We start from the raw sequence: 24,919 nt of genomic DNA on the forward strand, positions 1-24,919 counted from the left end.
TTTCGATGACATACATTTTTGAGCTGGTATATAACGTGCTCTAGTCCAAGTGAATGGTCAGGAGGCTTTCATGGAAGATCAAGAAACCAACACCAAAGTTTTAAATTCTCTTTTTATAATGGTGGCCGTTTGTGTCCTCACGTTACTTTTAAGAAACACCGTCGCCCTCGTTGTTTTCCCTAAGGGTGGAGAAGGAGCTCAATTGGAAATCCTTCGTTCGACCCAGGAAGACGGGCGTGAGAACGTCCGCCTTCAACCCGTGGGTTAAGGGTTTTCACTTTCTAAGCTCTCGAGGTATCTGAGGAGTTCGTTTTTACTGACTGTCGATGGCGCCCCTCTCGGCGGCATCTGCTCCTCGGAAGTGGCATAGTTGCTCAATCTGAACTTGATCTCCTCCAACAAGGTTCCCCGTTTATATCCGCGAGTTTTAAGTTCGCGCGCTAAACTCTTTGGATTTAGAAAGCTAATCGAAGGAATATCTCCCACGCTGGCGTCTTCCGAATGACAGCTCGCGCATCGTTGAATGAGAGGCATCGAGGGTTTGCGGATCAGCGCATCTGCTTGTCGCGATTGATCTTTGATTTGTTGGACGGTGTTGATATTCACTTGTTCCAGGCTGCGCCCTTTGAGCTTCTCGCAATCGGCCTCCATCAACTCTTTGTCGTCCGCCCAGACCACCTTTAGGGCATTGAGGAAGGTTTGATTGGGATTGCTCGGAGTTCCAAAGCGTTCAAACGCCGCCATGCGAGCGTTGTCGCTTTTAAAGTCCATGGACCAATCCTCCGTATCGACGTGAAAAGGCTCGAACATCAGAGAGATCACATCGCTGACTCGGGCGATGGGAAAAATCAGCGGCGGTCGCTCGATGATGATCGGACCACCATCACTTCGTAAGCCATCGCTATAATGAAAAACTTGAGGGTAAGTCTGGTAGATCTGTTCCGGCATGTGGGGGTAAAGTTTTGCGGAGTTGGTTTTGAGCCAATCGTAGGTGCCATCCTCACCGATATAAAAAGTATTACACTTAGCGTATCCCATCACCGTCCATTTGATCTTCTCGAAGATCGGCGTGGCCTTCATCAGACGCCCGACCCTTTGGAAATTCAATTCGGCAATGAGGTCGGTGAAAGTCCCGTTGAGAGTCTTTTCGCTGGAATAGCGACTGCGTCGCATCTCGTCTTCTAGAATTTTATAGCGAGGATGTTGGGGTTTGATGTCCTTTTTGTAAGTTTCGAACCACGACTGTTCGTTATCCACTTCGTAAAAAAGAATCTGATCTAGGTCCTTATTGTACTGAGGATCGTTACGCATGTTGTTTTTAAAAAGATCCACATCATCATCAAGACTTCCGTAAAATCCGGGCCATGTATTGTAAGGCTCCCAGTTCGGCCGAGGATCGGCGTTGGAGCGAGATTCACCTTGGTGGCAATCCAAGCATTTGCGCGGGTTCACATTGGAGAGCTGAGGCTTTTCGCCATTTTTAAAGGAGATTTCAAAAAATTCAAATTTACGATCCTCCCGATTAAATCTCATCACCTCCAGATCATTGTGGCCGCGGAACTTTTCGTGCCCATTAAATGTAATTGCAAAGTCCGCCCGTGGAGAAAACATTATGATACGAGGAAACATTGGGGACGCTTTTTGCAAGCTTCGACTCCGGTAAGCCAGGAGATAACTTGCAAAAAGGTCCGGCTGTTGCGCCTTCATTTCAACTAGAAATTGATCGAGAGTTGCGCCTCGCGCGCTTTGGTTCACTTGATTTAAAAGAAGCGGAAAATGATCTCGAGGTTCGACGTCCTTCGCCCAGCTCCACTGAAGACTCATAACGATAAATAAAATGATTCCCAAAGTTCCCCCGAACTCCCAACCCCATCCCAGTTGCTAATAGGAAACACTTCAAATATGTAGCCTAAACCCCTAAAATCACTGAGATGTAATGTTTTTGTAAGAAAGAAGTTTATTGTCGAGAATTTTTTTCCAAGGAGGACGCCTCGGGGTCGTCGTCGTAGGGGTTATTGCTCTCGAGGTTATCACTTTTCGAAAAGCAGTTGTGGGTCCAAACTAATACTTTTTCTACGACTCCCGTCTCGCCGGGGGCGGGGGTATTTTCACGCATAAAGAATAATTGATAGTCTTTGAGTTTTTCACTCTCAGGTCGGTCATTAAAGTCATTACGAACTCGACACAAATATCGGCCAAACGCCAGGCGAGTTTCTCGCGGACTACTCTCCATCCAAGCGTTGGTCATGTACTTTCGCCAGTAAGTGGTGCGGAAAGTGTCGGAGATGTTTTTAGGTTTGTTCCAGTGAGGCTCGTTCGTTTGATTCCATAGATCAATTTTCTCGCCATTTTTTAGACGCCCGTCCATTACAAACCAACCGTCACTTCTCATCGGAAATGGAGAGAACATACTCCAGTACTGATCCAATCGGACAATCAGAAGCCAGCGCTCCATGGCGACCGGCACGTGATACGGAAATCGAGGAAAGCTTGCAATATTCCAACTGACCGCGGAGACGATAGAAAACAACAGTACAATTTGTAAGATCACGTGGCGAAATGTAGATCCCCGCCAGAGAAACGGTGGAGGAAGGAACCGAAGTATAAAATCAAAAAAGAGCTCAAGTAAAGACACCATTGAGGCGGCCGCCGCGGGCACGAGGCTCCAGATGCGATGAGGTATGAACAGAGTCCAACAGGCGATACATGTCCACGGAAACATCCCTAAGTTCATAAGGAGAATCAAGCCGACATGAAATCCCATAAATAAAAAAGGTATAAAACATCGAACCCAACTCTGAATTCCCGGCACAATGAGCAGTACCGGTCCCAAGACTTCTAAATGATAAGTGCAGAAAGTTAAAAATTTGAGGAGTCCGGGGAAGTGCAAAAGATACGGCGCCAATGACGTCGTAAAATGATCGAGGTTGAGTGCATAATAAAGAGCGGTGTAATCTCTGTTCCACTCGGGGTGATTTTTTAAGAGTCCCGTACAAAAATAAACTAAAAGAAGTTGAAGTAGAATCGAAAACGAGGCGAGCGAAGTCACACCCTTTTCTTGAGGTCGAAAAATCCCCTCCCCTAAGCTTCGCTGATAAATATCATCTAAGGAGACGTAGGCTTCGGTCGGTAAAAACATCATCCAGAACAGCATCACTCGAATAAGATTATCACCCGAGTGCAGAATAACAGGATTGCGATTATGTAAAGAAACAACAAAGATCCACAAAAGAAATATCGAAAGGCGTGTTTGATAGCCAATCATCACGCAAAAAGCGAGTAAAGCCCCCACAAGGAAGCTAAGATACATAAACCAATGGCTGCCGCTCGAGAAGTGAAAGGACCATGCCCACCACTCACTCTTTTCGATGGCGACAATTCGAGGAAGCACGCCGATGTCGGTAAAAAAATCAGTCGTTCCGATGAACTTTGTATAGATGTCGACCAGAACGACAAGTCCGAAGACGATGCGAAAAAGTATAAGACTTCGCCAATCGATGAGAGAGATATCTTGCCATGCTGATTTTAAAACTGATGTGTTCACGAGATAAATTTAACCCAAAAAAAGGGCTACCGAAATAGCCCTTGAATAAAAACTGACGAATTACGGAATTTTCGTAAATGAAGTGAGTTCGATAGTCACTTGGCCCAATTGGCTCGGTTGAACCGTTTTAATCATGCCTGAAAGTGGCACAGATGTGGTCTGCCATACATTCACTTCTTGATTTTGTGTTTTATCCATCAAACGAATGTGCATGCAATTGAATGTTCCCGCGGGGACAGTGATATTAGCGTCGACGATCTCGATCACTTCGATCTCTTGTTTTGGTGGCTCTTGCTCTTTTCCGTTAACGAGAAGTTTAAGAACCGCACCCGTGTTAGGGTCGATCAGAGTTTCCATGTTCTGCTTCCCGGCAAAGCCCAACTCCACGTCTTGAGTCATCCAAATTCCTTCGGAGTCGTAAGAACGAACAGCCATCACCATTGTTCCTTGAATAAAACCCATATCGAGTTTGTAATTGTTGGTGTCTCCCACTTTCCATTCCAAAGCGCGACTCACAGCCTGGGCGAGCATGTCCTTTTGGATTTTAAGGGTCACTTCTTCGATACTTGTGGCAGCAAAAGCGTTCATAGAAAAGAACATGACTGACGCTGCTAGAATTCTTTTTAGCATTGATTCCTCCTTGAAATCGTTCGTTCTGAGGCCCATTAAATCACAGGGAAAATCACTGTCAATAGCGGACAACAGTACTTGCTCAATGTTTACGCAAGGCGAATTTTGTTCTTGTGTTTAAAAGAGAACTACGTTGTCTCTACAAAGCATGCCGTCGTTAATTCCACTTTTGCTCCGGAACGAAAACTTCATCGCCGTGGATAAGCCGCCAGGGCTATCTATTCATAACACAGAAGACTCGCAGAATCTTATCAGCGTGCTCGAGCAGCAACTCAAAACAAAATCGCTACTCCCCGTGCATCGCTTAGACAAGGAAACCAGCGGTGTTCAAATTCTTGCGTTCAATTCAGCGACAGCTCAAAAGTTAGCCAAAGAGTTTGAACAACGAGCAGTACGAAAAATTTATCATGGAGTTACGAGAGGAATTGTTCAGCCCAGCGAAGGCGTATGGGATTCTCCCTTGACGGATAAAGCTGAAGGACGAAAAGCCCCAGCGGGTCACCCTTCGGCCCGGGTACCTTGCCTTACAGAATATAAAGTTCTCAGATCTTCGGCTTATTTTAGTCTGTGTGAATTTGATTTAAAAACGGGACGTCAGCACCAGATTCGAAAACATGCCGCTCTCTCTAAACATGCTTTGGTCGGTGATGATCGTTACGGCGACCCAAAGTACAATCTACGTATGGTGGGCATTTATAAGTGCAACAGAATGTTTTTACATAGTTCCCAACTGGAATTTCTCGACTTTAAGATCGAAGCCCCCTTACCGCCCGAATTTGCAGCGCTCTTAGACCCTAGTTAGAGTCAAAAATTATTTCTTTGGTTTTTGAGGAGAGTGTGGGACTATTTCTTTATGAAGAAATATATTTTTATCGTCGCCCTCGTATTCGTCTCTTGCACCTCCACGGCTCCTAAAGAAGGGGCCAGTGAGGATGAAACCAGCTTCACCAAGCCTCCGTCGTCCGAAGAAGTGATGTTGGATCGCAGCTTTGATACGACAAAAAAAATTGATGTGAACATTCTAAAGTCCCTAAAAAACTCGACGATGACCGCTGACGTTTTTGTCAGCTTAAAGATGACCTGGGCCGAAGTGGATGATTGTCGTGACGCGATTTCTAAAACGGGCATCCAGCTCTATCCCGGCCCTGCTCTTGTTCCCGACTCGATGTTTTCGGCACGTGGGAATCTCGCATCCCTGCGAAAATTGGCTCGCTTAAAATGTGTAAAGAAGATCGAATTGGATCGCAAAAGCCAACAGCTGAATCCCGCCCAAGACGATTAGTTTCGTTTTCAAAGATGGGGCGTTGTTCCCCATCTCCTCCGTTACTCTTTTTCTGTATTCGCTTAAAAGACACCTGCAGCCTCTATCTTTGAGGTATGGGCTTTGCTTTGTCTTCTTTTGAGCGAAAGGACAATTATGTTAAACACACCAAAAAGTAAGCATCTGGAACCCAAGTCACCAACAGGTGTGCCCGGGCTCGACGAAGTTTTACGTGGGGGACTTCCCTCCAACCAACTTTACCTCATCCAAGGAAAGCCCGGCACCGGAAAGACCACTTTGGCCCTGATGTTTTTAATTGAGGGGGCTGCGCGAAAAGAAAAAGTCCTCTACGTCACTTTCTCCGAAACGAAACAAGAGCTTGAGGCGGTCGCCCATTCCCACGGATGGGATTTAAGCCATGTGGAAATTCTCGAACTTTCGGCGATCAATCTCTCCATGGGGGAATCTCGCAAAAATACTCTGTTTCACAATTCTGAAATCGAACTTGAACAAACGATCAATTTACTTTTAGAACGAATAAAAACAGTCAATCCTCAGCGAATCGTCTTTGATTCGGTGTCGGAATTAAGATTGCTCTCTGACAGCTCGCTGAAGTATCGCCGGCAGATGCTCTCTTTTAAAGAGTTTTTTATCAACCGCGGATCTACCGTTTTATTTCTTGATGATATGAGCACCGAGGCTGGAGATATGCACGTTCAGAGTATCGTTCACGGCGTCCTACTTCTTGAAAAAATTCGCGCCGGGTACGGTGTTGAACGTCGCCAGTTTCACATTGCAAAACTGAGAGGTGTAAACTTTCGAGCAGGGACTCATGACTACATCATCGCTCGAGGCGGAGTCCAAATCTTTCCTCGTTTGGTTTCCGGAGAATATAAAAAGGCCTTCGATGACGAGACGATTTCCACGGGCGTTCCCGAGCTGGACAAACTCTTAGGCGGTGGCCTTGACTGCGGAACTAGTAACCTTTTGCTCGGACCCGCCGGCACAGGGAAGTCGACCATCGCCATTCAATGCGCGTACGCGGCGGCTCAACAAGGCAAAAAAGCCGCCGTATTTAGTTTTGAAGAGGCCGGGCACAATCTGATCGCCCGTGCGAAGGCGCTCAATATCGATATCCAAAAATATATCGATTCCGGCCACATTCTTTTGCGAAAAATTGATCCTGCGGAAATGACTCCAGGTCAATTTACGTCTTTGTTGCGGGGAACTAATTCGGTCAATAAAACCGATATGGTTATTATTGACAGTCTTAACGGCTACATCCATGCGATGCCCGAGCAGCAATTCTTGATTCTTCAACTTCACGAACTTCTGTCTTACCTGAGTAACAAAGGCGTGATCACGATCATGGTTCTCGCCCAGGCGGGAATAATGGGGACGATGCAGACTCCGCTCGACCTCACTTATATCGCCGATTCTGTGATATTGACTCGCTACTTCGAAGCCTTTGGGAGCATGAAGAAGGCGATCTCAGTCACCAAAAAGCGAACCGGCTTTCACGAGCCTACATTGCGTGAGTTTAAATTTGATCCGAGCGGAATTAAGGTGGGCAAAGTTTTAAGTGAGTTCCGCGGAATTTTTACGGGCACTCCTCACTTTCTTGGCGATTATTCAGAAATTATGGACGATCACGAGCTCGAACCAGAAGGGACAGCGGTCGAATGATCACTTCGGTGAGTGCAGAAACAATACTCATCCTCTCGCCCACATTTAATGATGCGGCGGTGGCCGTAGAGGTTCTCGAAAAAGCGGGATTCTCGGCCGTGGCTTGCCGTAATATGACTGAGCTCTGTGATAAAATTCGGACGCAGACTTGGGGAGCTGCCATCATTTCCGAGGAAGCTCTCACCATTGAAGGAATGAAGGCCCTACAGTCCGTGCTCGACACTCAAGAGACGTGGTCGGACTTGCCAATTCTACTTCTCACCAACGCGGATGTGGTAAGAGCCTCCCAGGTTTTTGCGAAGAGCGGGAATATATCTCTTCTAGAGCGCCCCTTCTCACGTCTCACCTTTATTCGCTCAGCGGAAGTCGCATTGAGAGCGCGCCGCAAACAGTATGAAGTTCGTCAGCTCCTTTCAGCACTTAATAAGTCCAAGGAGGATGCGGAGAATGCCAATCAGGCAAAAACACAGTTTCTCGCCAACATGTCTCATGAAATCCGCACTCCCATTGGGGCCATCATCGGGTTCACCGAAATCATGAAGGATACGCAGAGTTCAGAGGAAGAGAATGCCAAGTTTATGGGAATTATTCATCGCAATTCCCAGCACTTATTACGATTGATCGATGACATTCTCGATCTCTCAAAAGTCGAAGCGGGGAAGATGGCTATCGAGCAAGTAGAGTTTTCGTTTACAGAATTCCTGTTAGAGTTTAAATCTTATTTTGCCTTCAAGGCGGCAGAAAAGAATATTCAATTTGACTGTAAAATCATTGGGGCTATCCCGGAGAAACTCAACACAGATCCTGTCCGACTCAAGCAAATTCTCGCAAACGTCGTCGGTAACGCCATCAAGTTCACCCATGTGGGCGGAGTCACTCTATTTGTCGAATTTCAGTTCCCTCACCTCGTGTTTACGGTGCAGGACACGGGTGTTGGCATTAGTCCTGAGCAAGCGATCAAGTTATTTCAACCCTTTTCTCAAGCCGACTCGTCGACCACTCGAAAGTTTGGTGGAACGGGTCTTGGCCTGGTTCTCTCGCGCAAACTCGCTCAACTTCTGGGGGGTGAGCTAGTTCTAGAGCAGTCAGCACCAGACCAAGGCGCCACTTTTGTCATCCGGGTCTCTCCCCATCTCCCAGAGAACGTCAAGCTCACCCAGGAGCTGAGCACTAACGACTCGAACGCTCCCACAGAGATGCCGGTCAAGATGCTCAATGGAATGAAGATTCTCATCGCGGAAGATTCGGTCGATAACCAGGAGCTGTTCTCATGGTATTTACAAACCACGGGGGCTCACATCGAGCTCGTTTCCGACGGCGCTCAAGCAGTGGACACGGCCACGTCTAAATCGTTTGATGTGGTTCTTATGGATATCCAAATGCCAGAGAAAGATGGACATCAAGCCACGCGCGAATTGCGAAAATCACATTTCACGAAGCCCATTATCGCTCTCACGGCTCATGCCATGAACGACGAGCGGATTCGTTGCTTTGAATCGGGATTTACAGATTTCTTAACAAAACCCATCAGTCGAGATCGACTTCTCCAAGTGTTATACCGTTACAGAATGCTCTAGAATACTGTTTTCACGGAGCCGGAGACCCAATAATTGACATTTAAGTCCACGTCGTCGCGATTAATAAATTTTTGCGTGACGGGTATTCCTAGTTCCATGGCTGCGATCACGTTTTTTCGAAATGGGATCGTGACTTTAGTCACGGCATTTAAATCCCAGTTGATTTGGGTGCCCCGATAGAATTGGTGACCATTTCCTTGAATGCTCGGATCTGTCGGAGACGCGTAATTGTTAAAAAGTTCGTACTTACCATCTCGCCCACTGACAGGTGCGCGAAGCCTGTAGTTGAAAAGTCCGCCCAAATTCAAATAAGGCCCCAACTGGTAACCGGTGGAAGCTCTCAATTGCACATCATCTCCGAGTGAGTAATCGTTATTATTTCGTCCCATACGAGCGGTTCCCTGTCCTCGCAATGTAGAGACCCATTCGGGTCGGGGTGCGTAGGTGTAACTCAATCCGGCGATCACATCAACCGTTCCTGATCCGGTCTGCATGTTGTAAGAGGCTCTCTGCGTGGGCACCGAACTAAAATATTTATCTACACTCCCTGTGGGTGCGGTTCCACCGATATCGTAAGTCCACGTGTGCCTCCCATTGGTCCACAAAGGACTGATGGCCATCAATCGCAAATCCCCTAACCCACTCACTTGATCTCGAAGTTTCAGATTTGCGCCGGCAGTTGTTGGCTCGTAGATCGTTTCGATGGTTGTCTCTAGATAAGGGACAAGAGCCACAAAGGTCCATCTGGGGCTAGCGAGCCAGGTGGCCCCGAGCAAATGCACGTTAATATTGGCGTTACCAAATTGATAGATGTTGGTGTTCGCCGCTTGGGATCCCTCAAGAGAGTAATTCATTGTATCGTACGAGAGGACATACTTGGGAGGCGCTGGGGGCTCAACGTTTGCGGTCACAGTGGCCTGTTGCCCGTGTCCCAAAGATATTGCAAAAAATAATGAGAAAAAGCTAAATAGAATCATGATCCCCCAACCCTTATCTAAGGCTTCTTAAGACCAAGATCGTCGTTTGTTGTCAACCTCTCTGCGATGTCGATTCGATAAAACGACTATTTTTTAAGTACGACACGGGCGTAACCCGTCTTTTCGGTTTTCACCAGGCTGACCGAACTCGGATCTAAAAGTTGAGCCACGGTGAGATTAGGACGATTGGGCTGATCGTTGACATCGAGAACTTTCATTTCAATGGCGTCGTCATCAAGCCGACTCAGCACAAATAGTTGATAACGAAATGGGTTTTCGAAACCTTCGGAGCTTCGTGTAAAGCCACAAGAGATTTTACCCAACTTTCGATCGACGATTTTTGATCGTGCGGCCGAGAGGAGAACCATCTGAGACCCTCGGTCGGCGGCATGATTGCTTCTGATGACACAGCCTGAGCCTTTGTCGGTGCTCCGAGACGAGGACAAATAGGAATCATTGATGACTTCTTGTTCAACCAAAAAACGGTGACTGTTGACAATAATCTCGGAGGCCGTCACTTCAACTTTGACATGCTCATTCTTCCAAGTTCCTTCGGGAAGCGAGTGACCCAAAGCCGTCGAATGGCCGAGCGAAATTGAAAGCAAAAAAATGAGCTTTTCCATGGTCATAGCCTAACTCCTGAGAGCGGTTTTCATTTATTTTGAATAACTAATGCAATAGGCTATAAACGAAGTAAAGGAGATTCCCTGGGGGCGTGTATTTTTAACGTGCTGAGAGCAGGAATTACTAGAAAAACCCACTCTAGAGTGCTAAAGGTAATTATCTCTTAAGATTGGTCGCTTGGCGCAGTTGGTAGCGCGTTTCCTTGACATGGAAGAGGTCACAGGTTCGAGTCCTGTAGCGACCACCAATTCTTTAAAATTTGCACTGGGAAAGATACGATCCAAATCGACCTTGGATCAACTTGATGTCGTTTATTTTTCGAGCTTTACCCGCGACTTCGATATCTTTACCGATCTCCGTAAACGCCGGGAATCCATAGCTGGCTCCCACACCTTTCATTCGATGCCCGATTTTTGCGACTAAAGAGAAATCCTCTTTTTTGATGGCCACTTCGAGTTCAGCGAAGTCGGCTTTCCGGCGCTTCATAAAATCTGGAATCATTGGTTTGAGATCTGCAGGAACTTCTATGGGAAACCGGCTATAGTCTTTGCTTGTAGAACTCATTTATACTCCGTGGTTAGTGCGCCGACGTTCTGTCGAATCGAATCTAAACATGATTGTAGAATCGGACTCGGGCGACGTCCACTCTCACCTTCCCCACTCCGCCATAGGTTTGTTTCCCCCAAAGAATTTAGACTTTAATCTAATCGGTACCCGGTACCTTTTGCGGAAGCACCGCTTCCGCAAAAGGTACCGGGTACCGATTTTAAGAATTCATTTTTCCAGATTTCGAAAAGGTTTTCGGGCGTCATGTCTGGGTCGTAATGGCTCACACGATCCATTGGAGAATTCGTCACGCCACAGGCGCGAATTTTAGAAAATTCAACAAGGTCATTGCGTACGTTAATGGCCAAGCCGTGACTTGTTTTTCCGTTTTTAATATTAAATCCGGCCGAACAGATTTTTCCAACGGATGTGAAAAGACCATCTTTTTGCGAATCAATTGTTATGTTACAGTTTTTAAGAGTTTGTGCAGAGACTTCAAGCATTGCCTCTACAAAATTTCTGACCGTGATGTTCATCGCTTTTAACGACAAGAGTGGATAAATCACCAGTTGTCCCGGATTATGAAGTGTCGCTTGTCCACCTCTTGTTGTTTTAACAACAGGTACGTCATGAGAGAGAACATCATCCGCGGATCCGCGGACTCCCAGCGTGATCACCGATGGGTGCTCGAGTCCTAATATGATCGGCAGCTGATCCGCATTTTCTGCCTTTAAATAGGACTGCTGGAGCTCCATCGCTACGCTGTAGTCTACTGTGCCGAGCCATAAAAATCTCGGGGGGTTGAATTCATGAAATTGAGCTGGAATCTGCACGGCTCAGTCTTATTTTATTTGACAAAAAAACACAAGAAACATGGAATAGGCCTACGTGAGCAGCCATAAAAAAGAAAACCCGCTTATTAATCTTCTCGCCAATGTCGTTGCCCCGGTTTTTATTCTCAATAAATTCTCGAGCAGCTATCCCATTCCAGCCCTGATTTTAGCTCTCTCTCTTCCGATCGGCTATGGAATCTGGAGCTTTATTTCCACCCGCCAGATGAACTACATCTCTGTGTTAGGGCTTGCCAATACGCTGTTCACCGGTGGATTTGCGCTTTTAAAATTCGAGGGCATTTGGTTTACCGTCAAAGAAGCCGCTTTCCCTTTTTTGATTGGCTGCTTCGTCCTGGGCTCGTCATTTACCAAAAAGCCTTTTCTCAAAATGATGTTGGTGGATACCGGCGCTCTTAATATGGAAGAGATCGACTCCCACCTTCACGCGACCAACAAGTGGCCCCAGTTTTTACAAATCATAAAACGCTCGACTTTCTTTTTTTCTCTCACGTTTTTCTTAAGTGCGGCTTTAAATTTTGTACTCGCATTTCGAATATTCAAACACATTCCAATGGAACTTCCAGAGGCTCAACGCAGTGAAATTCTCAATAGCCAAATCGCTGAAATGACTTGGATGGGATACGCGGTTATTTTTATTCCGTCGATCGCGCTTTTCTTTTTGATCATGTACTACTTTTTTAAGAAGACATCCCAACTCACTGAGATTCCCATGGAAAGACTTGTTAAGTCTTAAAATGTTTAAGTATCTTTTCGATCACCCAGTCGGGAGCATCTAAGGCCATCTCATGTCCTGCGGACTCATGGATTTCAATAGGAACCTCCCAGTGGCGGGCGATGGTCTTCGAGCAACGAAAACTCACCATATTGTCCGCTTCGGATGTTAACACCAACACCGGCACTTTCGGCTTCTGCTCTGGCGCTTCGTAAATGGCGGCCGCCGCAAGCTGTTTAAAGAAATTCATCGCTGACACGGGACGCTCAAGAGCGATCTGAGCCCACTTTTTTGCAACCTCGTCTTTTCGTTCCGACGGGAGTTGGCTCACCATATTGAGGATCTCGCGTTCGCGGGCCACCGGACTGTGCGCCGTCGCTGCTTTATAAAAATGGATGAGCGCCTCTGTCTGCAAACGTTGAAAGATTCCCGAGAAATTTTTAAAACTCGAATTGATAAGAACCATTCCGTCATAATCTTCTGGATGGAGATAAACCATTTCGCTAGCGACCATTCCTCCGAGGGAAATGGCCACGAGAATTCTCTTTTGGCCACTCTTTCTTTCGGGCAATTGAGAGTGCACAAACTCTGCAATCCCATGAATGGTCATCGGACTCGAAAGACGATAAAATTTTCCAGCGCCTGGCAAATCTAAACCCAAGACTTCCGATTCGGGATCCCTAATTTGAAGCTGCTGTTTAAAGTCTTCCCAATGTGCTTGCTCGCGACCTAATCCTCGAATCAGAATCCACTGACGCTTCATCATGATGCTTTTCCTTGGTACCAAGCTGTCATCGCGGCCTGGAGATGATTCTTTTGCTCTTCGCTGGTCAAATTGGTCCATCGTTTTGGCGAAGAAACGGCGCGAATTAAAAATTCAACCAAGTTCTTGTGCCGACGAAGCATTCGTCGGGCGCGGTGAGGACTCATCGGATTAAAGATTCCCAGAGGATTAAAAATTTGTAATGGGTTTTTGCGAATCCAAACCCAAGAGCCCATTTCCAAAGTGAGTGGAACAAAAATTTGCTCGGGCTGTTTCGTTTTTTCGAATTCCATAAGGAAATAATCCCAAACATCACCGTGGGTGGTGTACTGTTGAGCTTGAGGCTCAATAGTGTAAACGTGATGCTGATAAGTATTGTCCATCAATTCTTTAAGAGCATGCATCTGAGTGAGATAGGGGAATGGTTTTTTTGAGTACGCCCAAGGAAACCACAGACGATCTTTAATTCCAAAGCCGGAGTGCACGTCCAACGCAATGGTCACCTTGGAAGGAAAAACTTTTTCTCGGACCAGACGCCAAAGCGCTTGATTCTCGATCTCCATAAAGTCATTACTGCCTCGAAAAAAAGGCAATCGAGGAGAGATTCGATGCCCCCCATAGAGAAACTGAGATTTTTCCTCGGACTCCACCGGCGAATTCCGCATCAAATCCACATCGTTCCCATTACTTCGCGACATACGATACATGCCCACAGGATTCATAATCGGAATAAAAATAATACGACAGTTCGCAAGTGTGTTCTGAAAATGCTCGTCCCACATGAACGATCGAGCCATGGAGCGTAAAACCGATATTAAAACCTGCGATCCAATGCGCTCGAGACCGTGAACTCCACCGGTGAGCAATAAGCACGGCTTGGTCAGATCCTCACTTCCCATACTGATCGAATACAAAGGGAACTCGAAGCCCTTGTAAGGGAGCGATGTCAGCGTTTCGATTTTAGCGTAAGGCGCCAGCTGTGCGATGACCTCTTCAAGATCCTTGAGCTCTGGTAATCGTTTATAAATCGGCTCTCGGTCTTTTAACGGAAGATTCATGGTCAGTCGTCCTATCGTCTTATGATACGGTGTTAATTATCTCTTCTGACATTTTACACACCAAAAAGTGCTTCGGCCAGCGACAACTTTAACTTTAATCAACTCCCGACAGACTTTACATTTTTCCCCGGCTCGTCCATAGACAAAATGCTCGTCTTGATAGTAGCCCGATTCGCCCTCGCTGCTCGTAAAACTCGATATAGTGGATCCGCCTTTTTGAATGGCTTTCTTTAAGACTGTTTGAATCGCGGAGACCAGGATTTCGAATTGCTCTTTTTTGATTTTTCGCGCCTGGACCAATGGCGAAATTCCTGACTTGAACAAAGCCTCGGCGGCGTAGATATTTCCTACCCCCACCACCACTCTTTGATCCATCAGAAAAGTTTTAATCGTGGTGGTTTTTCTACGAGAGGCCTGATGAAGATAACTTGCGGTCAAATCTTTCGAGAGCGGCTCGGGACCTAAAGACTTCCAACGTCGGTCGACCCGCATTTCCTGCGGCGAAAGGATTTCGAAAATTCCAAAACGCCGGGGATCGTTGTAGATCAAGTGGATATTCTGACTTAAAACAATTTCTACATGATCATGAATGTGCTCTCGAACACCCTGACGCCAACTTCCCGTCATTCCTAAGTGAGAGACGATAAAGTCACGCTCAAGTTCGATGAGAATATATTTAGCTCGACGAGAGATCGACTTAATTTTTTGCCCGCGCAAACGGTCCACTTTCTCTAACGGAAGTCTCCCCCGAATATTTTCGCGATAGAAAAGAATATCTTCGACCAAGGATTCTTGAGGAATGATTTTGTTGAGACCGCGACAGACGACCTCAACCTCGGGCAGTTCAGGCATAGGACTATTTTCTATATGGCTTTGAAGGAGATGTATAGGCCTGATTTGTGAGAATTAAATCATCATCCATACAATGAAGATATGGGTCACATGATGAATCATTTGATCAAAACCGAAGACCCGCCAGAATACACTTGTATGGACGTTGTTAAAACGACCCAAGTAATTGGGGCTCGAGCGAAAACGATCCATCGCAAAGTGAACGGTGAAATCGACGACAGACAACCACCACATCGATGGCTTAAATATTAGGCAAATAGCCAAGGTCATTAGACCGTGAACTCCACAATGAGTGGCCAGTGGATAAATGAAATTCCATCCTACACGGTCTTTCTTGAGCATATAATTGTTTTGGAAACAAAAATCCGCGAGGAAGTGCTTCACTTGGAAAACTAAAAATAAAATGAAAACGAAATCGATGGGGGCGAAGCTCATGGAGCCTTCTCAATTCCGTACTCCCGATTTTTCATGGGAACCGCGATCTCTTCATAGAGTTGTCGTGCAGCACGGGAGATTTCGGCAAAAGCTTGCTCTTGTTTTTTTCGGTCTGCATCTCGATTTTCCACTTTTTTGAGATACTCGGGAAGAAGATGATCATTGCCGTAAATGGGACGTTTAAATGAAGCTCGAGCACGCTCGAGGCGCTCCTCGTAGTCTCGGCGCTTTTGCTTTTGAGCGTCAGAGGTTTTTAGGCGTTCAGCGTTACTCGCCTCGCGGCGCTGGGTCCACTCCTGAAAACCCTTTTCTTTACGTCGATAGGCGGCCTCTGACATTGGTTCCGCGCTCAAAGGAGAAACTCCTAGGAGAGCCGTCAGAATCACAATGTAAAACGCAGATGTTTTGAGCATCATCACCTCGTTCCATTATCGGCACATGGCTCAATAAATTGTAGTATTAAACCCTCGACAAAACACCAGCTCTACCGCTAAATTCGACAGCTCTGGACTATCGTGCAAGTCGCACTGGTCCTAAATATGAGGGTATTTATGATGGATGTTTTACTAGCCCTTGCTGTCAGTTCGGCAAGTTTTTTAATCAAAGCCATAATCGTTGTAGCCGCCATTCTTATCGTCATGGCATTTGCGATGAAAAACAAAGATACCGATTCCATTTCCGTAAAAGATCTCAATAAAAAATTTAAAAATTATAAAAATCTGATGATGGCCGCCCTTCTTGATAAAAAGAAATTAAAGAAGGAACTTAAACTTCAATCCAAAGCCGATAAATCCCTCGCTACCGAAGATAAGCCAACCACTTACGTGATTCATTTTAAAGGTGACGTGAAGGCTTCAGCGGTCGATTCTTTACGTGAATCGGTCACCGCAATTTTAACTGTGGCTAAAGAGTCTGATGAAGTAGTTTTGTGTTTAGAAAGTCCTGGAGGAATGGTGCACGGCTATGGGCTCGCCGCCAGCCAACTTCAGCGACTAAAAGAGGCACGCCTTCGCCTCACCGTTTGTGTCGACAAGGTCGCGGCCAGCGGTGGTTATATGATGGCTTGTCTGGCCGATCAGATCATCGCGGCACCCTTCGCTATCCTAGGTTCTGTGGGCGTTGTGGCCAATGTTCCGAACTTTAATCGCAAACTTAAAAATAATGATGTGGACTACTATCAAATCACTGCCGGCAAATACAAACGCACAATCTCGATCCTGGGCGAAATCACGCAAGACGGTTTAGAGAAGTTTAAAGAAGAGCTAGAAGAAACACACGTTCTCTTTAAGAATCACGTCAAAAAGTTTAGGCCTCAAATCGATATCGAAAAAATTGCCACCGGCGAACATTGGTATGGAGAACAATCCCTTGAGCTCAAACTGATCGATAAACTCGGCACGAGTGATGATTATCTGCTCACTCAGAGCGCGACCCGTCAATTGAAAGAAGTCGAATACAAAATTAAAAAAGGTTTAAAAGATAAGTTATCTGATGGTCTTGTGGGAATCTACGAAAGAACTCTCGATTTTATGATGGATCGGAACCAATCCTTTTTTCACTAAATTCACGGACATAAGCAATGCCATCCGCGCGGACTTAACACCGACTCCACCGGCACGCTTTTGCGGTAGGCAATGTAATTTGGTGGTTCCCATAACGGAAGCTCTTCTCCGTCCGCAACGCTGATTAATGACGGTCCCCAAAAGTTCTTAACGATTCGTTTTACGATAAATCCACTTTGAATTAAAAAATTTATGGCCGCGGATTTATGGCCGCTAAAATCTTCGAAAAGCACCATTTTTGTTTCGCTCAAAACTCGGTGTCCGCCCTCAAACACCGCGAGCTCATGACCTTCGACGTCGATTTTGATCAGATCGATTTTTTCACTCTTAAAAACCTCGTCGAGAGTTTGTGTTCGAATCTTTAAACATTCACTATCTTTTTGCGCTTCGAGAGACGCCACTCCCTCATTTTTTGCGAAATCTTTCGGGATAAACAGAACGCTGTCTCCGGCTTTGTTTGAAAGTGCGATATTGTGGAGGGTGCAGTTGTCGGTCTTAGAAATATTATGTTTCAACTTTTGGAAGATTTCGGGATGCGGTTCAAAACTAAAGACTTTTCCCTGAGATTCCACCTTTGCGCTCAGGAGTAAAGAGAAGTATCCGACGTTAGCACCGATATCTAAGACTCGCATTCCCGGTTCCGCCAATCTCCATAAACACTCACTGAGACTAAGGTCATACACTCCAAAATGAAAAAGTGATTTTCCGATGGTCTCCCGGGGATTCACCAAGATCTCACCTCCCCAAGGGAGAGTCACTCGACCTTCGTGCGGAGGCTCTTTCCACAAGTAGGATATACGTCGAGGAATCTGTCGCGGATTAAATAGATATTCTGGCTTTTTTAGTATTCGAGTGAGCATAAATCCTAAATAAAATTGAACAATTTGCCGAAAAACAAACGATGCTGATACGAGTTTTCACATACCTTATTCTGATTCTAGTCCCGATTTGGGCTCAGGCTCAACAGTATGGTGACTCCTTTATGAATAAACCTCGACTTCTTTCTTTAGATGCGAAGTATTCAATGTATGATGATGTTCAAAATGATCCCAACCAACCCCGAAAAGAAATCGCAGATCAGGTCGCCGTCAGTGCGAATATCCGCTTCTATAGAATCTTTAGTTTGTGCGCGCTTTTCAATCAGTCTCTCGACAGTGAGGTCGATCAAGTTCGATCCTTTGGCTTAGGTTTTCGTGTGGATCTGCCCGGTATTTTCTTTTTGGGTGGATCACCTACGGAGCTTATTCGCAAACGAAAGCGCCGGGATATCAACACGTATTTCCAATGGTCCAAACTCCAAGTTCAAGAGCCCGCCGCCGAAAAGTATGTGGCTGATCGCATGGCCTTTGGTCTCGATGGATTTATTACCGGCGATTTTTATTTAAATTTTGAAGTGGCTCTTTATTCTCACCAGGGAAATCAGTTTTTCTCCCCCGGCGTAGGAATAGGTTATGAGTTTTAGGGTGAATTCATCATCGAAAGCAGACTAAAATAAAGTGAGAGATAATGACAGAAACTAACAAGAAAATACCAATGAAAAATAAAGTCCAAGAGCTTTCGGACCGTCGTGCATTTATGTTCGCCGCGATTGAAGTCCTTCGCGCTAAAAAAGCATTTCTGATTCTCACATGTACGCTGGCCGTCACTGGGACCTTCTTAGGACATTACACTCAAAAAACTGAATACAGCACCTCGGCCACTCTTTTTGTTCAATCCATCGAAGAACCTACGGCCGCTGAATATTTATTAAACCAACATGTTGGGCGAGCGGCCAAATCCGAGCGCATCGAAACTTATATGCGTTATTTGAGCTCCGACACCTTCTTCCTCTCTGTGGCTCAAAAAATTAAGTTTCATCCCGACTACGCAAATCTTAACTTCACCTCAGTTCAGAACCAATCGATCTTGTCGGTCGGGTTTTGGAAGAACCTGATGGCTGGACCGACAGAGAGTAAAGATATCGAACTTTCAATTGATGATATCGAAGGTCGTGTGAAACAAATGGTTTCCTACGATAGCGACTATAGCCACTTCGTTTACATCAAAACAAAAACCCTAGATCCGCGGACGGCCCAAGTGGTCGCTAACGTCATCGCTGAGGAATTTGTATCCATGACGAATGCCCGAGGTCTAGAAGAAATTGAGCACATTCAGGCTTTCGTTAAAGGAAAACTTGAAGAGACTCAGGAACGCCTTAAAACGAACGAAGTGGAATTGATCGACTTTAAAAAGAAAAATAGTATTATTTCGACCGACACTAGCTCCAGTCTGTTGGCTGATCGTTATACCAAAATTGCATCGGAACTTGAATCTTCTAAACTTCAATACGAAGAGAATCAAAAGCTTCTCGACTACTTCGAAAAGGGTCAAAAATCAAATATCGAAAGTATTTCCGAGAATCCTAAAGAACTTAACGGGGTTAAAGAGACATCGATTGTCCTTCAGAGAAAACTTGAGCAGCTCAAAAGACAAAAGAGTGTGATCCTTGCTCAAGAGGATAAATCCCAAGAATGGCGCTTAGAGGCCCTCGATAAGGAAATCAACCGCACGGCTCAAGCCTTTCGTCATTATGCGGGCAAGCTTAATAATGAAAGTATTTTTGCGTATATGAATCCGCAAAAAATTCAAATGAAGATCAATGAGCTTAAAGAAGAAAACCAAATTCTCAAGAGCAAGATCAGCACGCACACTAAAGCTATGGCCGAAATTAAGGAGCAGGTGGAAAACATCCCATCTATGGCTCAAAAACAATTCTTTTTCGAAAACAATTTAAAGCTCGAAAACGAAAACTATACGAACCTAAAAAATAAACTGATGGAACTAGAAATCCAAAGACTCTCTTTAAAGAAAGAGATTCGCGTCGACCAAGCCGCAAGTCTACCCGGCGCAGTTCCCAAAGGGTCTTTAACGCTAAAGCTCCTTTTTTCATTTTTCGCCTCTATGCTATTTGGTGTTGGGATCATTATTGGAATCGAAGCCATTGATCCGACCATCAAGCACCGCTCCGATCTCGGTGAATGCGGCGTTGAGTTTATCGGCGACATCCCACTTATCCCGGAGATGAACTCCGGTCCTAAAAAGACATTTAAGGCTTCGCATAAACTGGTCTGTCTCAATACGCCAGAGTCTCTCGAGGCCATGGCCTTTAAATACATTCGTGCGCGAATTGAATCGATGCGCTACAAGTTTAAAAAAGAGCACCAGGTGATCAGTATTTCGAGCAGTGCGGTTCACGATGGAAAGTCTTTCGTGACCGCGAACTTAGCGGTCAGCTTGTCGCAGTTAAAACGAAAAACTTTACTTATCGATTGCGATTTACGTCGGCCCTCTCAGAACTCCTACTTTGAAGTCTCACCGCAGTTCGGCTTGGTTGATCTCTTGGATATGAAGAAAAATCTCGACGAAGTGCTCATGAAAGACACGCTACCCTATCTTGACTATCTCCCCGCTGGATTTTGCTCGCAGAACTCAACGGAATATATAAGTTCCGAAAAATTTAGAGCGCTGATTTCCTACTTGAGAGATCAATATGATTACGTCATTATTGATACGCCTCCCACCTTTGCGGCGGTAGATGCCTCGGTTTTGGCCGCTTTTAGCGATATACCGATTCTCATTTGTAACTTCCGCGAAACCAAAAAGCACGAACTGCACGAAGCTTACAGTCAGTTGCTTCAGGTCTCCTATAAACAGGTTTATGGAATCATAAACAAGGCTATTTTGAGCACCACGCGCTTCCACTACTACGGTTATCACAGCTATAGTAAGTCTGAGAAAGCGAATGTCGGCTCTTTGTCTAGTCTGAGTGAAAACTCCTCCGATATCCAAAAATTTCTTGATAATCTAAAGACGAAATCAAGTTAATTTTGGATCGCGAGGCTCACCTTGTTTAGACATCTTTTAATCACCGTATTGCTGGCGCAAGTGACACTTAGTCCTTTTCAAGCTCAAGCCAAAGAGTTGGTCTCAAGCTTTGATCTCCTCCAGGGAGATGCATTTAAAACGTACGCCGATGGAAACGAGTTTATGTCAGGCCGCGAACCCGGCGTTGTCATGATGAAGGTCAATCTGTGGGGAGCCGTTAAAAAGCCTGGAATTCATCACATCCCCGTGAAAACTGATCTGATCTCTTTACTCTCCTACGGTGGTGGCCCCAATGATAATGCCGCGATTGAGGATGTCACGATTAAGCGAAGTTTGGGGAATAATCGCCAAAAGATTATAGATATTAACCTCGCTCAAGTGATTCATGGCTCTCAGACCTATGATCTCACTCTTCAGCCCGAAGACATTGTCGTTATTCCGGCAAATAAGCCGATCATTAATCAAGACACCTACATGATCGTGACAATCATCGCGACCATCGCTACGACGGCCCTTTCGGTCGTTCTTTTGAGTAAACAGGATTAATCTTAAAAGACTATTTTCTAGCGATCGCGATGAGATTATCGCTGTATCTTACACCCTTTAGCGCACCGAGCGATAATTTTTGCCAGGTCCATCGACTGAGCTTAGGAACCATTCCCATATCGGTAAAATCAAAATCGACGCTTGTGAAACCCACCTCGTGAAAAATTCTCTCGAGATCTAAACGATTCAGTGAAGTGATATGAGCCGGATAGGAGGAATCAGTGAAAGAAACGAAATGCCCGCGAATTACATAGGATATCATCGCCCGCCAACTCTCGTTATTGGGGGTTGTGAGGATCAAATAACCTCCAGGCTTAAGAATATTGTAGATATCACGCACGATGTGCCTAGGATTCTCCATATGTTCAATCACTTCTACACAAGTCACGACATCAAACTGCTGACTTTCTAACTTTAACTTATTATTGAGATCCTGAACATACCAACTCACTCCATCGATGTGATTTTGCATCAAATCAATCCCGTGAAGTTCAAATTTTAAATCCGACTGAGCCATGAGCAGTTTTAAAAAATCACCCCGGCCTGCGCCAAAGTCGAGAAGATGTCCTATCTGAAGCTTAAGCTGACGAAGTTTACTCATCACTTTATCGTAGATGACAGAACTACTGATGCCTTGACTGTGTTGGGAGGCCTCTTCTCTGTGAATTTCCAGCGGAGTTTTCAATTGTTCCATGACTATTGAGTGTAATGAATCCGTTGACGGAAGCAAGATTGTTTTTCTCCCGAGACAGTGTTTGAATAGGATGATGATCCGCGTTCTCTATGTTTGCCCTTCGACAGGAATCGGTGGGGCTGAGACCTTTATCAAAAGCACATTTCACGGGCACGACCCCAAAGTCGTTAAGCCTCACTATCTTTTATTTTCGCAAGGCCCCCTCTTTGATTATTTAAAAGCTCATGGAGCCAACGTCGAAACTCTCAAAAAGCGACCAAGACTCTCTCGCCCCTTCTCGGTCTTCGCTGCTCAAAAGGAAATTCGACAGCACATAGAAAAGAATGAGATCAACTTGGTTCATTCGACGATGGCTTACGGAGCGCTTTTTAGCTTCCTTACTCCGAGGAAATGCCATCACGTTTGGTTTCAACACGGTCCCGCGTCGGGATGGCAAGATACTTTGGCCGGGATCCTTCCTCATCAGGGATTGATCACGAATTCTCGATACACTTCCGAGACTCAAGCACGACTCGAGAGACCATTTTCGTTTTTTGTTCCACAACGACGCACGATGATTCTCAACTTAGGCGTTTCGTCTTCGGTCCCCTTGGAGACCGAAACTACGGCATTAAGAAATTCTCTCATCTCGGAGCATGGTCTTTCTCAAAACACGATGATCGTGGCAATGGTCACTCGAATACAGGATTGGAAAGGGATCCATATCTTTGTCGACGCTTTGAGAGGACTTCAAGAAAAATACAGTCGAAGTCAGATCTTTGGAATCGTCTGGGGAGAACCCTTTAGCGGCAGCGATGAGTACTATAAACACCTTTTGGATCAAGCTCAAGGTGTGCGAATCCATTTTGCCGGCCACGCCGCCAATGCGCGACTGGCAATGTCGGCTTGCGATGCCGTCGTTAATGCATCTGTCCAACCAGAACCTTTTGGCTTTTCACTGATCGAAGCGATGAGTGTGGGTGTCGTGCCCATTGCCGCCAATTGGGGCGGACCCAGTGAAATTATTACGGATCAATATGATGGTTTACTTTTTAAACCCCATTCAGCCCTCGATCTTGCAATAAAAATCGAAAGCCTACTGACAACTCCAGAACTTTTAAATCGTCTAAAGACGAATGCGGTGGACACTTATAAGAAGAAATACTCTCTTCAGCAAATGATGCAAAATCTAGAGGCTTTTTATCAAGCCTTACTTTCTGCGAAGCCGAGCGAGAAATGAGTTTAATTTATCTTTGATGAGGTGTTGCGTCTCTTGCTTGAGCAAAAGAAAATAACCCCCAGTTGAAAACAAAAGAGTGAGGAGCGCCCCCGAGGTCACAAGTCCCGTCCAAGAATGAAGCACCGGGAATCCCCAAATCTGCATAAATCCAATGGCGATAAAAAACGGCGGCAACATGGGTCTCATCCAGGACAAGGTAATGACCTTTAGGCTGATCCCAAACGTCTTAGACATCAACAACGTCTTCCACCATAGACTCACCAGAACCAAGCTAATGAGAGTCCCATAGAGAGGACCTAAAAAACCCAAGGATCGAACCAGAATGAGAGACACTACAACATTAACACCCGCATGAACGAGATTGACGCGCACAAGCTTATTCGCCAGATTTGTCGCCGAAAAGCACCACGACCAAAAACTGAGAACACCTAAAAAAGCGGCATTGATCGCGGTGATGTTCGACACCCAAACCCCGGCAAAAGTGGAGGAGCCCGTCCATAAAGTCACAAAGCTCGGATTCAGCAGGCAGGTGATCGACAGGGTTACCCCGGAAAAATAAGCTAACATTTCGGTCAATTGAATCACTCTCGCATTAAAGACTTCCGTTTTCTTCTGATAATAAAGTTCACTGAGCGCAGCCCATGAGGAGTTCCCCACCTGAAGGAGCTGCTGTTGCATCATGCTGGTGGCTTTTTGGGTGATAAAGAACGGGGTCACCATTTCCGCACCCATAGAAATGGAAACAATAATGTTATCCGAGAGGAGTGAAACCCGACCGCAAAGCTCGCTGATAAAATGACTCAATCGCTGGCGTTTAAGAACGCGCTGGTTTTCAATCGATTCGGAATTGGAGAATAAATCCGAAAAAATATTATTGGCATAAATGAAGTAAATCGCTAAAGAGATAAATAAACTCACGACGTAAGACACCGCTTGACCTGGAAGTCCATAACCAAAAATAGCGGCGGCAGTGGCCATACTGAGGTAAGAGATATTAAATATCACCAAAATCACACTAACGACATAACCCTTTTGGACACTCTCAAGGTAGGCTCTAAACACCTGACTCAATAAAAACAATAAAGATACCGACATTAACAATGCCGACACCCTCAATTCCATCTTCACCGCCTCAGACGCAGGAATAAGAAAATCAATAGAGAGGTAGAAACAGATATAGGCAAGAATTTGCAGGACGAAAACAACAAAGTAATTCTTGTAAATCAGGCGCAGTGATGCCGTGAGACTTGCCGAACCTTCCGCGGCGGATTTCGTGAGCAATGCTAAACTCGCTGAGTACAAACCCAACTCAAAAATTCCGATATGAGATATCCAATCCATAAGAATACGGAAAGCTCCGAAACGCTCTTCTCCGAGATATCGCAAAAGTATAGGGGTACTCAGTAACCCTAAAGCAATTCCAATAAAGTTTCTCACGAAACCAAACATAAAGTTTAAAACAGTGCGATGCGCTCTCACCTCTTGAAGTTTAAACAGTTTCACAGAGAATAACAA

Annotated in this window: 26 protein-coding genes and 1 tRNA gene; 12 read left to right on the forward strand and 15 right to left on the reverse strand. The window is 45.5% G+C overall.

All coding sequences use genetic code 11. From position 1 onward, the window contains the following. The first annotated feature begins 70 nt into the window (after positions 1 to 70). Positions 71 to 268, forward strand: coding sequence for a hypothetical protein (locus K2Q26_05585; protein MBY0314969.1), 198 nt, complete (start codon positions 71 to 73; stop codon positions 266 to 268). Here the strand turns inward: K2Q26_05585 and K2Q26_05590 are convergent. The 3 genes from K2Q26_05590 to K2Q26_05600 all read right to left on the reverse strand — a co-directional run bounded on the left by K2Q26_05590 (position 265) and on the right by K2Q26_05600 (position 4,174). Beyond that, positions 265 to 1,848 (reverse strand): hypothetical protein, encoded by a 1,584-nt coding sequence (locus K2Q26_05590; GenBank protein ID MBY0314970.1) that lies wholly within the window; start codon positions 1,846 to 1,848, stop codon positions 265 to 267. The genes K2Q26_05585 and K2Q26_05590 overlap by 4 nt on opposite strands. 109 nt (positions 1,849 to 1,957) lie before the next feature. Then, the gene (locus tag K2Q26_05595) at positions 1,958 to 3,544 is read right to left on the reverse strand and encodes an HTTM domain-containing protein (GenBank protein MBY0314971.1); all 1,587 of its coding nucleotides are present in this window, start codon (positions 3,542 to 3,544) and stop codon (positions 1,958 to 1,960) included. Positions 3,545 to 3,604: 60 nt separating this feature from the next. Further along, on the reverse strand, positions 3,605 to 4,174 hold the full coding sequence (locus tag K2Q26_05600; GenBank protein ID MBY0314972.1) for a hypothetical protein: 570 nt from the start codon (positions 4,172 to 4,174) through the stop codon (positions 3,605 to 3,607). Between the two features lie 133 nt (positions 4,175 to 4,307). Between K2Q26_05600 and K2Q26_05605 the strand changes: the two genes are divergently transcribed. The 4 genes from K2Q26_05605 to K2Q26_05620 all read left to right on the forward strand — a co-directional run bounded on the left by K2Q26_05605 (position 4,308) and on the right by K2Q26_05620 (position 8,698). Further along, entirely contained in the window at positions 4,308 to 4,976 is a 669-nt protein-coding gene (locus K2Q26_05605; GenBank protein MBY0314973.1) for an RNA pseudouridine synthase, read from the forward strand. Positions 4,977 to 5,027: 51 nt separating this feature from the next. Further along, on the forward strand, positions 5,028 to 5,456 hold the full coding sequence (locus K2Q26_05610) for a hypothetical protein (protein ID MBY0314974.1): 429 nt from the start codon (positions 5,028 to 5,030) through the stop codon (positions 5,454 to 5,456). 135 nt (positions 5,457 to 5,591) lie between these two features. Continuing rightward, positions 5,592 to 7,121, forward strand: a complete 1,530-nt coding sequence (locus K2Q26_05615; protein ID MBY0314975.1) for an AAA family ATPase — start codon at positions 5,592 to 5,594, stop codon at positions 7,119 to 7,121. Then, positions 7,118 to 8,698, forward strand: coding sequence for a response regulator (locus K2Q26_05620; GenBank protein MBY0314976.1), 1,581 nt, complete (start codon positions 7,118 to 7,120; stop codon positions 8,696 to 8,698). The genes K2Q26_05615 and K2Q26_05620 overlap by 4 nt, the downstream gene beginning before the upstream one ends. On the opposite strand, the gene K2Q26_05625 is transcribed toward K2Q26_05620, so the two are convergent. Together K2Q26_05625 and K2Q26_05630 are read right to left on the reverse strand one after the other, a co-directional pair. Then, a complete protein-coding gene (locus K2Q26_05625; GenBank protein MBY0314977.1) occupies positions 8,695 to 9,675 on the reverse strand; it encodes a transporter in 981 nt (326 codons plus the stop codon). The genes K2Q26_05620 and K2Q26_05625 overlap by 4 nt on opposite strands. Before the next feature lie 86 nt (positions 9,676 to 9,761). After that, positions 9,762 to 10,304: a hypothetical protein gene (locus K2Q26_05630; GenBank protein ID MBY0314978.1), complete on the reverse strand. Its 543-nt coding sequence runs from the start codon at positions 10,302 to 10,304 to the stop codon at positions 9,762 to 9,764. 166 nt (positions 10,305 to 10,470) lie between these two features. On the opposite strand from K2Q26_05630, the gene K2Q26_05635 reads away from it, so the two are divergent. Continuing rightward, positions 10,471 to 10,546 (forward strand) — tRNA-Val (locus tag K2Q26_05635). Between the two features lie 5 nt (positions 10,547 to 10,551). Here the strand turns inward: K2Q26_05635 and K2Q26_05640 are convergent. Together K2Q26_05640 and lipB are read right to left on the reverse strand one after the other, a co-directional pair. Beyond that, positions 10,552 to 10,863, reverse strand: a complete 312-nt coding sequence (locus K2Q26_05640) for a hypothetical protein (GenBank protein MBY0314979.1) — start codon at positions 10,861 to 10,863, stop codon at positions 10,552 to 10,554. A gap of 134 nt (positions 10,864 to 10,997) precedes the next feature. Further along, on the reverse strand, positions 10,998 to 11,678 hold the full coding sequence (gene lipB / locus K2Q26_05645; GenBank protein ID MBY0314980.1) for a lipoyl(octanoyl) transferase LipB: 681 nt from the start codon (positions 11,676 to 11,678) through the stop codon (positions 10,998 to 11,000). Between the two features lie 55 nt (positions 11,679 to 11,733). Here lipB and K2Q26_05650 point away from each other — a divergent pair, with 55 nt between their 5' ends. Next, the gene (locus K2Q26_05650; protein ID MBY0314981.1) at positions 11,734 to 12,432 is read left to right on the forward strand and encodes a hypothetical protein; all 699 of its coding nucleotides are present in this window, start codon (positions 11,734 to 11,736) and stop codon (positions 12,430 to 12,432) included. Here K2Q26_05650 and K2Q26_05655 read toward each other — a convergent pair. Genes K2Q26_05655 through K2Q26_05675 form a run of 5 tightly spaced genes read right to left on the reverse strand, consistent with a single transcriptional unit; the run spans position 12,422 to position 15,935 of the window. After that, on the reverse strand, positions 12,422 to 13,177 hold the full coding sequence (locus K2Q26_05655) for an alpha/beta hydrolase (GenBank protein MBY0314982.1): 756 nt from the start codon (positions 13,175 to 13,177) through the stop codon (positions 12,422 to 12,424). The genes K2Q26_05650 and K2Q26_05655 overlap by 11 nt on opposite strands. Then, positions 13,174 to 14,232: a DUF2817 domain-containing protein gene (locus tag K2Q26_05660; protein ID MBY0314983.1), complete on the reverse strand. Its 1,059-nt coding sequence runs from the start codon at positions 14,230 to 14,232 to the stop codon at positions 13,174 to 13,176. Before K2Q26_05660 ends, K2Q26_05655 begins: the two co-directional genes overlap by 4 nt. A 36-nt stretch (positions 14,233 to 14,268) precedes the next feature. Next, positions 14,269 to 15,084, reverse strand: coding sequence for a bifunctional DNA-formamidopyrimidine glycosylase/DNA-(apurinic or apyrimidinic site) lyase (mutM, locus tag K2Q26_05665; protein MBY0314984.1), 816 nt, complete (start codon positions 15,082 to 15,084; stop codon positions 14,269 to 14,271). A 54-nt stretch (positions 15,085 to 15,138) separates the two neighbouring features. Continuing rightward, on the reverse strand, positions 15,139 to 15,519 hold the full coding sequence (locus tag K2Q26_05670; GenBank protein MBY0314985.1) for a DUF3307 domain-containing protein: 381 nt from the start codon (positions 15,517 to 15,519) through the stop codon (positions 15,139 to 15,141). Continuing rightward, positions 15,516 to 15,935 carry a hypothetical protein gene (locus K2Q26_05675; GenBank protein MBY0314986.1) on the reverse strand — a complete coding sequence of 140 codons (420 nt, stop codon included), beginning with the start codon at positions 15,933 to 15,935 and terminating at the stop codon, positions 15,516 to 15,518. The genes K2Q26_05670 and K2Q26_05675 overlap by 4 nt, the downstream gene beginning before the upstream one ends. Positions 15,936 to 16,070: 135 nt before the next feature. Between K2Q26_05675 and sohB the strand changes: the two genes are divergently transcribed. Continuing rightward, positions 16,071 to 17,081, forward strand: a complete 1,011-nt coding sequence (gene sohB, locus K2Q26_05680) for a protease SohB (protein MBY0314987.1) — start codon at positions 16,071 to 16,073, stop codon at positions 17,079 to 17,081. A 2-nt stretch (positions 17,082 to 17,083) separates the two neighbouring features. Here sohB and K2Q26_05685 read toward each other — a convergent pair whose 3' ends face one another. Beyond that, on the reverse strand, positions 17,084 to 17,941 hold the full coding sequence (locus K2Q26_05685; GenBank protein MBY0314988.1) for an FkbM family methyltransferase: 858 nt from the start codon (positions 17,939 to 17,941) through the stop codon (positions 17,084 to 17,086). A gap of 122 nt (positions 17,942 to 18,063) precedes the next feature. On the opposite strand from K2Q26_05685, the gene K2Q26_05690 reads away from it, so the two are divergent. The 3 genes from K2Q26_05690 (at position 18,064) to K2Q26_05700 (ending at position 21,491) form a co-directional block, all read left to right on the forward strand. Further along, on the forward strand, positions 18,064 to 18,543 hold the full coding sequence (locus tag K2Q26_05690; GenBank protein MBY0314989.1) for a hypothetical protein: 480 nt from the start codon (positions 18,064 to 18,066) through the stop codon (positions 18,541 to 18,543). 71 nt (positions 18,544 to 18,614) lie between these two features. Beyond that, positions 18,615 to 20,945 carry a polysaccharide biosynthesis tyrosine autokinase gene (locus K2Q26_05695; protein MBY0314990.1) on the forward strand — a complete coding sequence of 777 codons (2,331 nt, stop codon included), beginning with the start codon at positions 18,615 to 18,617 and terminating at the stop codon, positions 20,943 to 20,945. A 21-nt stretch (positions 20,946 to 20,966) separates the two neighbouring features. Beyond that, complete coding sequence (locus K2Q26_05700; protein ID MBY0314991.1) at positions 20,967 to 21,491, forward strand: hypothetical protein; 525 nt, start codon at positions 20,967 to 20,969, stop codon at positions 21,489 to 21,491. 10 nt (positions 21,492 to 21,501) lie between these two features. Here the strand turns inward: K2Q26_05700 and K2Q26_05705 are convergent, their stop codons facing one another. Further along, positions 21,502 to 22,185: a methyltransferase domain-containing protein gene (locus tag K2Q26_05705; GenBank protein MBY0314992.1), complete on the reverse strand. Its 684-nt coding sequence runs from the start codon at positions 22,183 to 22,185 to the stop codon at positions 21,502 to 21,504. Between the two features lie 70 nt (positions 22,186 to 22,255). Here K2Q26_05705 and K2Q26_05710 point away from each other — a divergent pair, with 70 nt between their 5' ends. After that, the gene (locus K2Q26_05710; protein ID MBY0314993.1) at positions 22,256 to 23,404 is read left to right on the forward strand and encodes a glycosyltransferase family 4 protein; all 1,149 of its coding nucleotides are present in this window, start codon (positions 22,256 to 22,258) and stop codon (positions 23,402 to 23,404) included. Here K2Q26_05710 and K2Q26_05715 read toward each other — a convergent pair. Next, entirely contained in the window at positions 23,375 to 24,907 is a 1,533-nt protein-coding gene (locus K2Q26_05715; protein MBY0314994.1) for an oligosaccharide flippase family protein, read from the reverse strand. The genes K2Q26_05710 and K2Q26_05715 overlap by 30 nt on opposite strands. Between the last annotated feature and the right edge of the window lie 12 nt (positions 24,908 to 24,919).

Source organism: Bdellovibrionales bacterium (genome assembly GCA_019750295.1).
Classification (GTDB): Bacteria; Bdellovibrionota; Bdellovibrionia; order Bdellovibrionales; family JAGQZY01; genus JAIEOS01.

What these genes read in the sequence shown, in the direction of transcription:
- sohB (MBY0314987.1), top strand. Translation starts at nt 16,071, where the DNA reads ATGATGGATGTTTTACTAGCCCTTGCTGTCAGTTCGGCAAGTTTTTTA.
- K2Q26_05610 (MBY0314974.1), top strand. Translation starts at nt 5,028, where the DNA reads ATGAAGAAATATATTTTTATCGTCGCCCTCGTATTCGTCTCTTGCACC.
- K2Q26_05670 (MBY0314985.1), bottom strand. Translation starts at nt 15,519, where the DNA reads ATGAGCTTCGCCCCCATCGATTTCGTTTTCATTTTATTTTTAGTTTTC.
- K2Q26_05655 (MBY0314982.1), bottom strand. Translation starts at nt 13,177, where the DNA reads ATGATGAAGCGTCAGTGGATTCTGATTCGAGGATTAGGTCGCGAGCAA.
- K2Q26_05675 (MBY0314986.1), bottom strand. Translation starts at nt 15,935, where the DNA reads ATGATGCTCAAAACATCTGCGTTTTACATTGTGATTCTGACGGCTCTC.
- K2Q26_05695 (MBY0314990.1), top strand. Translation starts at nt 18,615, where the DNA reads ATGAAAAATAAAGTCCAAGAGCTTTCGGACCGTCGTGCATTTATGTTC.
- K2Q26_05630 (MBY0314978.1), bottom strand. Translation starts at nt 10,304, where the DNA reads ATGACCATGGAAAAGCTCATTTTTTTGCTTTCAATTTCGCTCGGCCAT.
- K2Q26_05640 (MBY0314979.1), bottom strand. Translation starts at nt 10,863, where the DNA reads ATGAGTTCTACAAGCAAAGACTATAGCCGGTTTCCCATAGAAGTTCCT.
- K2Q26_05620 (MBY0314976.1), top strand. Translation starts at nt 7,118, where the DNA reads ATGATCACTTCGGTGAGTGCAGAAACAATACTCATCCTCTCGCCCACA.
- K2Q26_05690 (MBY0314989.1), top strand. Translation starts at nt 18,064, where the DNA reads ATGAATAAACCTCGACTTCTTTCTTTAGATGCGAAGTATTCAATGTAT.
- K2Q26_05685 (MBY0314988.1), bottom strand. Translation starts at nt 17,941, where the DNA reads ATGCTCACTCGAATACTAAAAAAGCCAGAATATCTATTTAATCCGCGA.
- K2Q26_05585 (MBY0314969.1), top strand. Translation starts at nt 71, where the DNA reads ATGGAAGATCAAGAAACCAACACCAAAGTTTTAAATTCTCTTTTTATA.
- K2Q26_05710 (MBY0314993.1), top strand. Translation starts at nt 22,256, where the DNA reads ATGATGATCCGCGTTCTCTATGTTTGCCCTTCGACAGGAATCGGTGGG.
- K2Q26_05600 (MBY0314972.1), bottom strand. Translation starts at nt 4,174, where the DNA reads ATGCTAAAAAGAATTCTAGCAGCGTCAGTCATGTTCTTTTCTATGAAC.
- K2Q26_05705 (MBY0314992.1), bottom strand. Translation starts at nt 22,185, where the DNA reads ATGGAACAATTGAAAACTCCGCTGGAAATTCACAGAGAAGAGGCCTCC.
- K2Q26_05625 (MBY0314977.1), bottom strand. Translation starts at nt 9,675, where the DNA reads ATGATTCTATTTAGCTTTTTCTCATTATTTTTTGCAATATCTTTGGGA.
- K2Q26_05660 (MBY0314983.1), bottom strand. Translation starts at nt 14,232, where the DNA reads ATGAATCTTCCGTTAAAAGACCGAGAGCCGATTTATAAACGATTACCA.
- mutM (MBY0314984.1), bottom strand. Translation starts at nt 15,084, where the DNA reads ATGCCTGAACTGCCCGAGGTTGAGGTCGTCTGTCGCGGTCTCAACAAA.
- K2Q26_05615 (MBY0314975.1), top strand. Translation starts at nt 5,592, where the DNA reads ATGTTAAACACACCAAAAAGTAAGCATCTGGAACCCAAGTCACCAACA.